This window comes from Nonomuraea sp. H19 (assembly GCF_052068215.1).
Taxonomy (GTDB): domain Bacteria; phylum Actinomycetota; class Actinomycetes; order Streptosporangiales; family Streptosporangiaceae; genus Nonomuraea.
Genome location: NZ_JBQHCV010000001.1, coordinates 344,975 through 357,267, shown reverse-complemented (window position 1 = coordinate 357,267; position 12,293 = coordinate 344,975). Strand labels below are relative to the sequence as shown.

Sequence of the window (12,293 nt, the reverse complement as noted above, 5' to 3'; positions counted from 1 at the left end):
CCCTCAGGTTCCGATCTCGGCGGCCTCGGCGCGCAGGCGCTCGCCCTTGGCGTACGCCTGCTCCTTCAACCGCCCCTGGAACTCCTCCATGCGCTCACGAAGCCCGGCGTCGGAGGCCGCGAGGATGCGTACGGCCAGCAGCCCCGCGTTGCGGGCACCGCCGACGGCGACCGTGGCCACCGGCACCCCGGCGGGCATCTGGACGATCGACAGCAGGGAGTCCATCCCGTCCAGGTATTTCAGCGGCACCGGCACCCCGATCACCGGCAACGGGGTGACGGAGGCCAGCATGCCGGGCAGGTGTGCGGCCCCGCCGGCGCCGGCGATGATCACCTGGATGCCGCGGGAGGCGGCCTGGCGGCCGTATTCGATCATTTCGACGGGCATGCGGTGCGCGGACACGACATCGGCCTCGAACGGCACCCCGAACTCGGCGACCGCCTCCGCCGCGGCCTTCATCACCGGCCAGTCGGAGTCACTGCCCATGACAATGCCGATTTTCACGCTGCCTCCTTCGTCGGCAACGTGAAAATCACGATGCTGTGTCCATTTGTTCGTTCGCTTCGCTCTCTCACGTGTATTCCCCCGTGGTCAGGTAGACAGCGGCGTGGCGGGCGCGGGCGCGTACGTCGTCCAGGTTGGAGCCGAGGGCCGTCACGTGGCCGATCTTGCGGCCCGGGCGCACCTGCTTGCCGTAGAAGTGCAGTTTGATGCCCGGATCGTGGGCCATCACGTGCTCGTAGCGCTTGAACAGCTCGGGGTCGTCGCCGCCCAGCAGGTTGGCCATGACCACGACCTGGGCGGTCATCTTGGGCGAGCCGAGCGGCAGGTCGAGCACCGCCCGCAGGTGCTGCTCGAACTGCGACGTCGTCGAGCCCTCGATCGTCCAGTGGCCGCTGTTGTGCGGCCGCATGGCCAGCTCGTTGACCACGAGGCCGCGGGCGGTCTGGAACATCTCCACCGCCAGCAGTCCGGTCACCCCCAGCTCCTGGGCGATCTTCAGGCCGATGCGCTGGGCCTGTGCGGCGTCCTCCGCGTCGAGCCTTGGGGCGGGCGCGAGCACCTCGACGCAGATGCCGTCCTGCTGCACGGTCTCCACGACCGGGTAGCTGACGCCCTGCCCGTGCGGCGAGCGGGCCACCAGCACCGCCAGCTCCCGCTCGAACGGCACGAACGCCTCGGCCATCAACTCGACCCCGGTGGCGAACGCCTCCTCCGCCTCGGCGGCGGTCTCGCACACCCACACGCCGCGGCCGTCGTATCCGCCGCGCACCGCCTTCAGCACCACCGGCCAGCCGTTCTCGTCCGCGAAGCGCGAGACGTCCGCGACCGACGCCACCCGCGCCCAGGCCGGGCACGGCACGCCGATCGCGGTCAGCCGCTCCCGCATCACGGCCTTGTCCTGCGCGTGTACGAGCGCGTCGGCCCCGGGGTGCACGGCGTGACCGCCGACGGCCAGCGCCCTGATGTGCTCGGTCGGCACGTGCTCGTGGTCGAACGTGATCGCGTCGCACCCCTTGGCGAAATCGCGCAGATCGTCCAGATCGCGGTAGTCTCCGATGCGCGTGTCGACGATCACTCGCGCGGCGCTCTCATCTGGGGCGCCCGCCAGCACCCGCAGCTCGACGCCGAGCGCGATGGCGGCCTGCTGCGTCATCCGGGCCAGCTGACCTGCGCCGACGATGCCGACGACCGGTCCAATGGGGTGGAAAGAACTCACGCCAGGTGAGCTTACCGGGACGCAATGACTTTCCCAGCCCAAGTGGTCCTCATGAGGGAGAGCTGGACGGTCGTTCCGCGAAGGCTGTTCTTTGCGCGAGATGTCCACTCATCTGACACCGTCCCTACAACATGACCGGTACGCTGAGGTCACGCTCGACCAAAGCGCTCGGCTAGGGAAGGGACCGACCAGAGACGTGGACTTCGTTAGACGCCTCTACCAGCGGTTCGCGTCCCTGGTCCATGAGCTGGCCAAGTTCGGCAGCATCGGGGCCGTCGCCTTCCTGATCGACCTCGGATTGCTCAACTTCTGCAGCGTCGTGCTGGACTGGGGGCCGCTGACGTCCAAGGTCGTGGCGACGGCGATCTCCACGACGTTCGCGTACGTCGGCAACCGATTCTGGACCTTCCGGCACCGCGAGCAGAGCGGGCTCGGACGCGAATATTTTCTGTTCTTCCTGCTCAACGGCATCGCGCTGCTGTTCGGCATGCTGACGATCGGCTTCACCACCTACACGCTCAACCTGCACGACACGCTCAGCCTCAACATCGCCAACATCGTGGGCGTCGGGTTCGGCACCCTGTTCCGCTACTGGTCGTACAAGAGGTGGGTGTTCCTGGAGGCCACCGAGCCGATCCCGGTCGAGCTTCCCGAGGCCGGGATCAGGCAGGACCGCTGACCACCCGGTTCCTGCCGTCGTCCTCCGCCGGACGCAGGAAGACGGCGAACGTCGCCGGGCGGCGGCGTACGAGCTCCAGTCGTCCGCCGTCGGCGGCGGCCAGCGCGCGAGCCAGCGTCAGCCCGAGGCCGGTGCCCCCGCCCCCGCTGACGTTGCGGTCGAAGATCCTGGGGGCGATCTCGTCGGCGATGCCGGGGCCCTCGTCCGCGACCTCGACCACCACGTAGTTGTCCCCGCTGGTGCTGGTGACGGTGACGGCACCACCGCCGTGGCGCAGGGAGTTCTCCAGGAGAGAGGCGATCACCTGGCCGAACCCGCCGGTCGTGGCCATCGCCTTCAGCCCGCGCGAGCCCTCCAGCTGCAGGGTACGTCCCGCGTCCCGGAACACCGGCTCCCACTCGGTGATCTGCTGGATGAGCACCTCGTCGATGGCGACCGGCTCGGCCTGGGCGTGGCGCTGGCGGCGGGCCGCGGCCAGCAGTTCGTCGATCACGGCGGTGAGCCGCTCGGCCTGGACGATCGCCGCCTCGCCCTCCTCGCGCACCACCTCCGGATGGTTGGAGGAGGCGACGATCTCCTCCAGGCGCATGGTGAGGCCGGTCAGCGGAGTGCGGAGCTGGTGGGAGGCGTCGGTGGCGAACTCGCGTTCCCTGGTGAGCAGGTCGGAGATGCGGGTGGCGCTGCGGTCGAGCACCTGGGCCACCCGATCGAGCTCGGGGATGCCGTAGCGGTGCTTGCTCGGCCGCGCGTCCCCTGAGCCCAGCCGTTCGGCGATCTTCGCCAAGTCCTGCAGGGGCAGCGTCAGCCGGCGGGACTGTACGACGGCCAGGCTCACGGCCACCGCCAGGGCGGCCACGGCCAGGGCCACGATGAGCATCAGGCGCGCCCGTACATCCTGCTCAACCTGATCGCGATCGCGACTTATCCGGACATAGACGCCGGTGTTGGTCTGGGCATCCTCCGTCATCAGGTGACCGGACGGCGGGGCGGTGCCCACGACGGTCACCCGGAGGGGGGTTCCTCGTTCCCAGATCTGTATGTATCTGCCCGGATACTTCTGCTCCAGTTGCTGGGGGTCGAGCGGCGTCTCCTGGACGCGGGCATACTCGACTTCCCCCACGAGTCGCTTGGCTTCCGCCCCGAGCTCCTGAGCCGCCTCATCGACGATCAGGCGGCTGACGACGACGCCCAGGGGGACCCCCAGCAACAGGACCGCGATGACCGCGACGACCAGGGTGGAGGAGAGCAGTCGGCGGCGCATCTCCTACTCGCGCTCGAACCTGAAGCCGACTCCCCGGACGGTGGTGATGTAACGGGGCTTGGCGGCATCGTCGCCGAGCTTGCGGCGTAGCCAGGAGATGTGCATGTCGAGTGTCTTCGTGGAGCCCCACCAGTTGGTGTCCCACACCTCGCGCATGATCTGCTCGCGGGTGACCACCTTTCCGGCATCGCGTACGAGGACGCGCAGCAGGTCGAACTCCTTGGTCGTCAGATGCAGCTCCTTGTCTCCCATCCAGGCGCGGCGAGAGTCTGCGTCGATGCGCACACCCTGCACGACCGGCGTCTCGGAGGTGCCGCGGCGCAGCAGCGCGCGGACCCGGGCGAGCAGCTCGGCCAGCCTGAACGGTTTCGTCACGTAGTCGTCGGCGCCCGCGTCGAGCCCGACGACGGTGTCCACCTCGTCAACGCGGGCGGTGAGTATAAGCACCGGAGTGCCGTGGCCCTCAGCCCGAATCCGGCGGGCCACCTCGAGCCCATCCATTTCGGGTAGGCCTAGATCGAGAACGATGAGGTCGATGCCGCCCGACAGTGCCCTCTCCAGGGCCTGTGGACCGTCGGGACTCACCTCGACCTGGTAGCCCTCACGGCGTAGTGCACGCGCGAGCGGCTCGGAGATCGAGGTGTCATCCTCTGCTAGAAGTACGCAGGTCATGTAGCGATCGTAGGACCTTAAGCGATCGTTTCCCGGTCACAGCGCGCGGTTTGACTCGTCGTTGACCTATCCATTGACCTGGGCAAACACGCCTAAATATCAGTTAGTCGGGATTAAATTAGCGCGTCTTTCTGGATGAGATCATCACCTCGTCATGCCCTGAGAGGACACTCTCAATCCTCACCGAGGAAGGCCGGCCGTCCCCCGGCGATCCGGTCGAGGTGCGCCGCGGTACAGACCGTCAAGAGCGATCATGCGCGCGTCGGGTAGTCCGGCGCCAAGTCGGCCTGATCGAAGGACAGTTCCAGATCTGTGCCGAACGACCTGTTCGCCACAGCCGCCGATGGCGATCCTCGTCTGGGACCAACGAAAGAAGGCGGAAGACCATGACCACAGAAGACTTCGCCGACCGCCTGTTCAAGGCGGCCCTCGGCACCATCGACCTACTGTCCGTGCACATCGGCGACCGGCTGGGCTGGTACCGCGCGCTGGCCGCGGGCCCGGCCGATGCCGCCGAGCTGACTGTGCGGGCGGGCGGCCACGAGCGGTACGCCAGGGAATGGCTGGAGCAGCAGGCCGCGACCGGGATCTTGGAGGTCGCCCCGGACGGCCGCTTCGTCCTGCCGAAGGGCGCGGCCGAGGTGCTCACCGACGAGTCCAGCCTGGCCTATCTCGCGCCGCTGGCACGGATGCTGACGGGCACGGCGGTGCACATGCCCGCGCTCCTGGACGCCTACCGGAGCGGCGGCGGGGTCGGCTGGGCGACGTTCGGGGCGGACGTGCGGGAATCCCAGGCCGACATGAACCGGCCCTGGTTCGAGCACGCGCTGCCCGACGCCCTCGCCGGCGTGCCCGCGCTCGACGCCGTGCTGCGGCGCCCCGGCGCCCGCATCGCCGACCTCGGTTGCGGCGCTGGGTGGTCGTCCATCGCGCTGGGCAGGGCGTACCCGGAGGCCATGGTGGAGGGCGTCGACATCGACGCGCCGTCCATCGTGCTGGCCGAGCGCAACGCGGCCGCCGCCGGCCTGGCCGGCCGCGTCTCCTTCCACCGCGGCGACGCCGCCCTCCTCCTCGGCGACGGCCGGTACGACGCCGTCTTCGCCTTCGAGTGCGTGCACGACATGCCGCGCCCGGTGGACACGCTGGCGGTGGCGCGGCGCGCGATCGTCCCGGGCGGGGCGGTCGTCATCATGGACGAGGCCGTGGGCGAGTCCTTCACGGCGCCCGCCGACGACGTCGAGCGGCTGATGTACGGCTTCAGCCTGCTCATCTGCCTGCCCGACGGGATGAGCGACCGGCCGTCGGCGGCGACCGGCACCGTGATGCGACCGGACACGCTGCGCCGGTACGCCCGCGAGGCCGGCTTCGCCGACATCGAGATCCTGCCGATCCAGGATTTCGGATTCTGGCGCTTCTACCAGCTCATCCCGTGAACCAATCGTTCCTCCTCGGGGGAAGGGCCGATGCGAGGCCGGCCGCCGCGCCTGTCATACGGCTGCCGGACCGAGCAAGCCCTCGCGCCACTTCCGGGAAGTTCCATTGGACCACTTGGCCGCTTGTTACCGTTGTGCCCCATGGCAGCACCTGATGATCTGACCCTCTGGTACGACGAGCCGGCGATCGACTGGGAGACCCAGGCACTGCCGATCGGCAACGGAGCTCTCGGGGCGATGGTGTTCGGCGGGACGGGCACCGAGCAGCTCCAGTTCAACGAGAAGACCCTGTGGACCGGCGGGCCGGGATCGCGGCAGGGGTACGACTCCGGCAACTGGACCGCGCCGCGACCGGACGTGCTCTCCGAGGTCCGCGAGCAGCTCGACCGCGAGGGCACGATGGCGCCGGAGGCGGTCGCGGCCAGGCTGGGGCAGCCGAAGTCGGGCTTCGGGGCGTACCAGACCTTCGGTGACGTGTGGCTGGACCTGCCGCAGGGCTCCCCCACTGATTACCGCAGGGAGCTGAGCCTGCGGGAGGCCGTGGCCAGGGTGGCCTACACGGCGGGCGGGGTGCGGCACGAGCGGGATTATTTCGCCAGTCATCCGGGCAACGTGATCGTCGGACGGGTTTCGGCCGACCGGCCGGGCCAGGTGTCGTTCACGCTGCGCGTGTCGTCGCCGCACGACGACAAGCGGATCAGCGTCGCGGACGGGCGGCTGACGATGCGCGGGGCGTTGCCGGACAACGGGATGCGGTTCGAGGCCCAGGTGCAGGTGGTGGTGGAGGGCGGCACCCGGACGGACGAGGCCGACCGGATCACGGTCACCGGGGCGGACAGCGCGGTGTTCGTGCTGTCGGCCGGGACGGACTACGCCGACGTCTATCCGGCCTACCGCGGCGAGGATCCGCACGACGCCGTCACCGCGGCCGTGGACAAGGCGGTGGAGCAGGGGTACGAGGCGCTGAAGCGGGCCCACCAGGAGGACCACCAGGCGTTGTTCGACCGGGTGCGGCTGGATCTCGGGCAGCGGGCGCCGGAGGTGCCGACGGATCGGTTGCGGGCGGCGTACGGCGGGGGTGATTCCGCTGATGACCGGGCGCTGGAGGCGCTCTACTTCGCTTACGGCCGCTACCTGCTGATCGCCTCGTCGCGGGCCGGGTCGCTGCCCGCGAACCTGCAGGGCGTGTGGAACGACTCCACCGCTCCGGCCTGGTCCGGCGACTACCACGTCAACATCAACCTGCAGATGAACTACTGGCCGGTCGGCCCGGCGAACCTGGCCGAGACGGCGCAGCCGTATGACGACTACGTCAAGAACATGGTGGCGCCGGGCGAGCGGACGGCGCGGGAGATGTTCGGGGCGCGCGGGTGGGTGGTGCACAACGAGACGAACCCGTTCGGGTTCACCGGCGTGCACGACTGGGCCACGGCGTTCTGGTTCCCTGAGGCGGCGGCCTGGGTGACGCAGCACCTGTACGAGCACTACCGGTTCAACGGGGACGTCCATTACCTGCGCGAGACCGCGTATCCGGTGATGAAGGGGGCGGCCGAGTTCTGGCTGGACACGCTCTGCGCCGACCCGCGCGACGGGACGCTGGTGGTGTCCCCGAGTTACTCGCCCGAGCACGGGGACTTCACGGCGGGGGCGTCGATGTCGCAGCAGATCGTCTGGGACCTGTTCACGAACGTGGCCGAGGCCGCCGACGTCCTCGAGGTGGACACCGAGTTCCGGGAGCGGGTACGGGACGCGCTGGGCAAGCTGGATCCGGGGCTGCGGATCGGGTCCTGGGGTCAGCTGCAGGAGTGGAAGGCGGATCTGGACGATCCGGGCAGCACGCATCGGCACGTCTCGCACCTGTTCGGGCTGCATCCCGGGCGGCAGATCGTCGCGGACAGCCCCGAGGCCGCGGCCGCCAGGGTCTCACTGGCGGCCCGGGGCGACGGCGGCACCGGGTGGAGCAAAGCCTGGAAGATCAACTTTTGGGCCCGGCTGCTGGACGGCGACCACGCGCACAAGATGCTGAGCGAGCAGCTCACGCACTCGACGCTGGACAACCTGTGGGACACGCATCCGCCGTTCCAGATCGACGGCAATTTCGGAGCCGTCGCCGGGATCGCCGAGATGCTGGTGCAGAGCCACCACGGGGTGATCCACGTGCTGCCCGCGCTGCCGTCGGCCTGGCCTACGGGGTCCGTGAGCGGGCTGCGAGCCAGGGGCGACGTGACAATCGGCGTCTCGTGGCGGGACGGGGCCGCCGAGCAGATCACGCTGCACGCCGGCCGTACCGGGGAGATCACGGTACGGGCGGCGGGCGCCGAGGGGGTGCGCGACGAGCGGGGGGATGAGGTCGTGGCGCACCGGTCGGGTGACACGCTCACCTGGAGCGCCAGGGTCGGCGGTTCCTACACGATCGGCACGCCGGCCTGACCTCCGGCAGCACCAGCCATGAGCGCACAAAACACCCGCGCCACCATGAATCGGTGACGCGGGTGCGCGAGCCGGGAGGTCAGTCGTCGGCGGACGGCGGCTCGGCGTAGCGGGCCAGGTAGAGCTGCACGCCCAGGCTGCTGATGAGACCGAGCTCGGTTTCCAGGTAGTCGATGTGTTGTTCCTCGTCCGCGAGGATGTCCTCGAAGATCCGGGCCGAGGTGACATCGCCCTTCTCGCGCATGAGCTTGATCCCGGGGCGCAGGCGCTGCACCACCGACAGTTCTACTTCCAGGTCCGCCCTGAGCTGTTCCTCGACGGTCTGTCCAATGTGCAGCGTGCCGAGGCGCTGGTAGTTGGGCAGGCCCTCAAGGAAGAGGATGCGATCGGTCAGACGCTCGGCATGGCGCATCTCGTCGATCGACTCTTCGCGGGTGTGCTGGGCCAGCTTCGTGTATCCCCAGTTCTCCTGCATCTTGGCGTGCAGGAAATACTGGTTGATCGCGGTGAGCTCGGCGGTCAACTGCTCGTTGAGCAACTCGATGATCTGCTTGTCGCCCTGCATGTGACGGGCCCCTTGCTGCTATCCGGCTATGCGGTCGTCAATTCTTCAGACCTTTTCAGCATGGCACAGATTTTCTGCACACATCGGGCACAGTCACCACCGGCACCGGTGGTGTCGCGGATCTGCTTCGCGCTCTTGGCCCCAGAGGCGATGCAGTCGTGCACTTCGTTTTCCGTCACGGCACGACAGATGCATACGTACATCCAGGGATAAGCCTCTCACGAAGGGTGGGCGTCTTTAGGTAAGGCACACCTAAGATAGCTCACTTTGGTAAGGCTTGCCTACGTTGCCTACGCCACACTCATCTATCCCTCGGCGAACGGCAGGTTACGGTCCGTCCCGATCAGTGCCCCCGCGCTATCCACTCCTCCAGGTGCGGGGCCTCGGCGCCGATCGAGGTCGAGTCGCCGTGCCCGGTGTGCACGACGGTCTCCGCGGGCAGGGTCAGCAACCGCTTCCTGATGGAGTCGATGATGGTGTCGAACGACGAGTATGACCGCCCGGTCGCTCCCGGGCCGCCCTTGAACAGGGTGTCGCCGCTGAAGAGCACGCACAGCTCCCGCCCGTACAGGCAGACCGCCCCGGGCGCGTGGCCGGGCGTGTGCAGGACGTCCAGCGCGATCCCGCCGACCTCGATCTTCTCGCCGTCGGTCAGCGGTTCGTACGGCACCGCGTCGCCGTACTGCTGCTCCCACAGCACCTGGTCGGCGGGATGGAGCCGGATCGGCGCGCCGGTCAGCTCGGCGAGCGGCCCGGCGGCGTTGATGTGGTCGTTGTGCGCATGGGTGCAGACGATGGCCTTGACCGTGCGCCCGCCCACCCGTTCGGCGATCGCGGCGGCGTCGTGGGCGGCGTCGATGACGACGACCTCGCGGGCGTCGCCGACCAGCCAGACGTTGTTGTCGACCTCCCAGGTGCCGCCGTCCAGCGAGAACGTCCCCGAGGTGATGATGCGATCGATCATTTAGAACGTCACCACCGAGCGCAGCACGTCGCCGCGGTGCATCTTGTCGAACGCGTCCTCGACCTGGTCGAGCGAGATGGTCTCGGTGACGAACTTGTCGAGCGGCAACCGGTTCTGCAAAAACAGGTCGATCAGCATGGGGAAGTCGCGCGACGGCAGGCAGTCGCCGTACCAGCTCGACTTCAGCGCCCCGCCGCGGCCGAACACGTCCAGCAGCGGGAGCTCGAGCTGCATCTCGGGGGTGGGGACGCCGACCAGGACGACCGTGCCGGCCAGGTCGCGCGCGTAGAAGGCCTGCTTGTACGTCTCCGGCCGGCCCACCGCATCGATGACCACGTCCGCGCCGAACCCGCCGGTCAGGTCGCGAATCGCCTCGACCGGGTCGTTCTCCCGCGCGTTGACGGTGTGGGTGGCGCCGAAGTCGCGTGCCCACTCCAGCTTGCGGTCCTCCAGGTCGACCGCGATGATCGTGGCCGCACCCGCCATCGAGGCCCCCAGGATCGCCGCGTCACCGACGCCGCCGCAGCCGAGCACGGCCACGCTGTCGCCGCGCGTCACGCCACCGGTGTTGATCGCCGCGCCGAGGCCCGCCATCACGCCGCAGCCCAGCAGGCCGGCGACCTGGGCGGGAGCCTCGGGAGAGACCTTGGTGCACTGGCCGGCCGCGACCAGGGTCTTCTCCAGGAACGCGCCGATGCCCAGCGCGGGCGACAGCTCGGTGCCGTCCTTGAGCGTCATCTTCTGCTTCGCGTTGTGGGTGGCGAAGCAGTACCACGGGCGGCCGCGCAGGCAGGCGCGGCACTGACCGCACACGGCCCGCCAGTTGAGGATGACGAAGTCACCCGGCTCCAGGCCGGTGACGCCGGCGCCGACCGCCTCGACGACGCCCGCCGCCTCGTGCCCCAGCAGGAACGGGAAGTCGTCGTTGATCCCGCCCTCCCGATAGTGCATGTCGGTGTGGCAGACCCCGCAGGCCTGCACGGTCACGACCGCCTCACCCGGCCCCGGGTCTGGCACGATGACCGTCTCCAGCGAAACTTCCTGACCCTTGGCTCGGGCGATGACGCCCTGCACTTCGTACGGCATGGCAGCCATCTTGTGTCAGGAGGATGATCTCCCGCAAGGGACCGGGACCGGACCGCGCCGAACCCTCTGCCGAGAGCTTTCAGCGACCGTCCATATCGCCGTCAGAAGCGTCCTCCACGAGCCTGAACAGATCGGTGCGGACATCCTGAATCTTCGGAATGTCCTTCAGCACGATCTCCCCTCTGTCACCCGCCGACTCGACGGTCAGCGTGCCGCAGCCGAGCAGGCGCTCGACGAACGTCTGGTCGGAGCTGACCGTGTTGACCTTCGTGATCGGGATCTCGTCGGTCGACTTGTTGAGCACGCCCGTGCTGATCGTGAAGCGGTGCGTGGTGAGCACGTACGCGGTGTTCTTCCACTGCAGGTAGGGCACGAACGACCAGATCGTCAGCAGGATGAGCGCGATGACGACGACGGCGATCCTGGCGTAGGAGGCGTAGGCCCATTCGGGCATGAAGTAGATCGCCGCCCCGGAGGCCGCCGCGATGAGGACCAGCGCGATGACGGGTGCGATGAGCCGCTTCCAGTGTGGATGGAAGGACCGGACGCGCCGCTCACCCTGCGTCAGATGGTGGTCGGGAAGGGTCATGGCCCAAATCGTGCCACCATCGCCGCCCGGCGGCTACGCTGACACCGCAACACGCTCACCCCGCGATCCGGACGTGCACCACGTCGCCCGCGCTCAGCGTGTAACGCTCGTTCTCGCCCGCCACCTGCAGGTGCCCGAAGCCGTCCACGCCCGTGGCCTGACCGATCAGCACCTGCCCGTTGGGCAGCTCCACCCTGACCAGGCGGCCGATGGTGGCGCTCGCCGCCAGGTAGGCCGCGCGCAGCCCGGACGCGTCGGCGTCGCCGCCGGCCGCCGTCCACTCCCTGTAGTGCGTCTCGACCTCCCGGAGCACCGCTCTGAGCAGCGGATCCCGGTCCGCGCAGGCCGTCTTCTCGATGACCAGCGACGTGGCCGTCTCGACGGGCAGTTCTTCGGGCCGGAGCGACACGTTGAGCCCCATGCCGATGACGACGACGTCGTCGGCCCGCTCGGCGAGTATGCCGGCCAGCTTGCGCTCGCCGATCAGCAGGTCGTTGGGCCACTTGAGGCGCACGTCCACCTCGGCCAGGCGGCGTACGGCCGAGGCTGCGGCGACGCCGTACAGGAGCGGCAGCCAGCCCTGGGCGGCGAGCGGGACGTCCGGTCTGAGCAGGATCGAGAACGTCAGTCCCGAGCGGGGCGGCGCCGACCAGGCGCGGCCGAGCCGGCCACGGCCGGCGAGCTGTTCCTCCGCCACCAGGACCGTCCCCTCAGTGGCTCCCTCACGGGCGGCCTTGGCCAGGTCCGCGTTCGTGGAGCCGGTGCTCTCCACCACCGTGACGCCTGTCCACAGGCTTCCGGGGCGGACCAGGGCACGATTGAGCGCCGCCGCGGAGAGCGGTGGGCGGTCGAGGTCGGAGTAGCGAGAGCCGGACATCTCTCTATCTTGGCAGG

13 protein-coding genes are annotated in these 12,293 nt (G+C 68.9%); 3 read left to right on the top strand and 10 right to left on the bottom strand.

Annotation, left to right across the window (positions count from 1 at the left end):
• Window positions 1-3: 3 nt before the first annotated feature.
• Both purE and ACTMTI_RS01685 read right to left on the bottom strand, forming a co-directional pair.
• Entirely contained in the window at window positions 4-504 is a 501-nt protein-coding gene (gene purE / locus ACTMTI_RS01690) for a 5-(carboxyamino)imidazole ribonucleotide mutase (protein WP_441117744.1), read from the bottom strand.
• Between the two features lie 67 nt (window positions 505-571).
• Window positions 572-1,720 carry a 5-(carboxyamino)imidazole ribonucleotide synthase gene (locus ACTMTI_RS01685; protein WP_441117742.1) on the bottom strand — a complete coding sequence of 383 codons (1,149 nt, stop codon included), beginning with the start codon at window positions 1,718-1,720 and terminating at the stop codon, window positions 572-574.
• 196 nt (window positions 1,721-1,916) lie between these two features.
• On the opposite strand from ACTMTI_RS01685, the gene ACTMTI_RS01680 reads away from it, so the two are divergent.
• A complete protein-coding gene (locus ACTMTI_RS01680; protein ID WP_441117740.1) occupies window positions 1,917-2,399 on the top strand; it encodes a GtrA family protein in 483 nt (160 codons plus the stop codon).
• Here ACTMTI_RS01680 and ACTMTI_RS01675 read toward each other — a convergent pair.
• Both ACTMTI_RS01675 and ACTMTI_RS01670 read right to left on the bottom strand, forming a co-directional pair.
• Entirely contained in the window at window positions 2,383-3,660 is a 1,278-nt protein-coding gene (locus ACTMTI_RS01675) for an ATP-binding protein (protein WP_441117739.1), read from the bottom strand. The two genes, ACTMTI_RS01680 and ACTMTI_RS01675, sit on opposite strands and share 17 nt — an antisense overlap.
• Before the next feature lie 3 nt (window positions 3,661-3,663).
• Window positions 3,664-4,332, bottom strand: a complete 669-nt coding sequence (locus ACTMTI_RS01670) for a response regulator transcription factor (protein ID WP_012888073.1) — start codon at window positions 4,330-4,332, stop codon at window positions 3,664-3,666.
• A 386-nt stretch (window positions 4,333-4,718) separates the two neighbouring features.
• Here ACTMTI_RS01670 and ACTMTI_RS01665 point away from each other — a divergent pair, with 386 nt between their 5' ends.
• Together ACTMTI_RS01665 and ACTMTI_RS01660 are read left to right on the top strand one after the other, a co-directional pair.
• Window positions 4,719-5,765 (top strand): class I SAM-dependent methyltransferase, encoded by a 1,047-nt coding sequence (locus tag ACTMTI_RS01665; RefSeq protein ID WP_441117735.1) that lies wholly within the window; start codon window positions 4,719-4,721, stop codon window positions 5,763-5,765.
• A 141-nt stretch (window positions 5,766-5,906) separates the two neighbouring features.
• On the top strand, window positions 5,907-8,195 hold the full coding sequence (locus ACTMTI_RS01660; RefSeq protein ID WP_441117733.1) for a glycoside hydrolase family 95 protein: 2,289 nt from the start codon (window positions 5,907-5,909) through the stop codon (window positions 8,193-8,195).
• 79 nt (window positions 8,196-8,274) lie between these two features.
• On the opposite strand, the gene bfr is transcribed toward ACTMTI_RS01660, so the two are convergent.
• From bfr to ACTMTI_RS01630, 6 genes are all read right to left on the bottom strand, one after another.
• Window positions 8,275-8,760 carry a bacterioferritin gene (gene bfr, locus ACTMTI_RS01655; RefSeq protein ID WP_441117732.1) on the bottom strand — a complete coding sequence of 162 codons (486 nt, stop codon included), beginning with the start codon at window positions 8,758-8,760 and terminating at the stop codon, window positions 8,275-8,277.
• 26 nt (window positions 8,761-8,786) lie between these two features.
• On the bottom strand, window positions 8,787-8,963 hold the full coding sequence (locus tag ACTMTI_RS01650; RefSeq protein ID WP_441117730.1) for a (2Fe-2S)-binding protein: 177 nt from the start codon (window positions 8,961-8,963) through the stop codon (window positions 8,787-8,789).
• 140 nt (window positions 8,964-9,103) lie between these two features.
• A complete protein-coding gene (locus tag ACTMTI_RS01645) occupies window positions 9,104-9,724 on the bottom strand; it encodes an MBL fold metallo-hydrolase (protein WP_441117728.1) in 621 nt (206 codons plus the stop codon).
• Complete coding sequence (locus ACTMTI_RS01640) at window positions 9,725-10,810, bottom strand: S-(hydroxymethyl)mycothiol dehydrogenase (protein WP_441117726.1); 1,086 nt, start codon at window positions 10,808-10,810, stop codon at window positions 9,725-9,727.
• 79 nt (window positions 10,811-10,889) lie between these two features.
• The gene (locus tag ACTMTI_RS01635; protein WP_441117725.1) at window positions 10,890-11,399 is read right to left on the bottom strand and encodes a PH domain-containing protein; all 510 of its coding nucleotides are present in this window, start codon (window positions 11,397-11,399) and stop codon (window positions 10,890-10,892) included.
• A 55-nt stretch (window positions 11,400-11,454) separates the two neighbouring features.
• The gene (locus ACTMTI_RS01630; protein ID WP_441117723.1) at window positions 11,455-12,276 is read right to left on the bottom strand and encodes a biotin--[acetyl-CoA-carboxylase] ligase; all 822 of its coding nucleotides are present in this window, start codon (window positions 12,274-12,276) and stop codon (window positions 11,455-11,457) included.
• Window positions 12,277-12,293: the final 17 nt, after the last annotated feature.

What these genes read in the sequence shown, in the direction of transcription:
- ACTMTI_RS01675 (WP_441117739.1), bottom strand. Translation starts at nt 3,660, where the DNA reads ATGCGCCGCCGACTGCTCTCCTCCACCCTGGTCGTCGCGGTCATCGCG.
- ACTMTI_RS01670 (WP_012888073.1), bottom strand. Translation starts at nt 4,332, where the DNA reads ATGACCTGCGTACTTCTAGCAGAGGATGACACCTCGATCTCCGAGCCG.
- ACTMTI_RS01665 (WP_441117735.1), top strand. Translation starts at nt 4,719, where the DNA reads ATGACCACAGAAGACTTCGCCGACCGCCTGTTCAAGGCGGCCCTCGGC.
- ACTMTI_RS01660 (WP_441117733.1), top strand. Translation starts at nt 5,907, where the DNA reads ATGGCAGCACCTGATGATCTGACCCTCTGGTACGACGAGCCGGCGATC.
- bfr (WP_441117732.1), bottom strand. Translation starts at nt 8,760, where the DNA reads ATGCAGGGCGACAAGCAGATCATCGAGTTGCTCAACGAGCAGTTGACC.
- ACTMTI_RS01650 (WP_441117730.1), bottom strand. Translation starts at nt 8,963, where the DNA reads ATGTACGTATGCATCTGTCGTGCCGTGACGGAAAACGAAGTGCACGAC.
- ACTMTI_RS01645 (WP_441117728.1), bottom strand. Translation starts at nt 9,724, where the DNA reads ATGATCGATCGCATCATCACCTCGGGGACGTTCTCGCTGGACGGCGGC.
- ACTMTI_RS01640 (WP_441117726.1), bottom strand. Translation starts at nt 10,810, where the DNA reads ATGCCGTACGAAGTGCAGGGCGTCATCGCCCGAGCCAAGGGTCAGGAA.
- ACTMTI_RS01635 (WP_441117725.1), bottom strand. Translation starts at nt 11,399, where the DNA reads ATGACCCTTCCCGACCACCATCTGACGCAGGGTGAGCGGCGCGTCCGG.
- ACTMTI_RS01630 (WP_441117723.1), bottom strand. Translation starts at nt 12,276, where the DNA reads ATGTCCGGCTCTCGCTACTCCGACCTCGACCGCCCACCGCTCTCCGCG.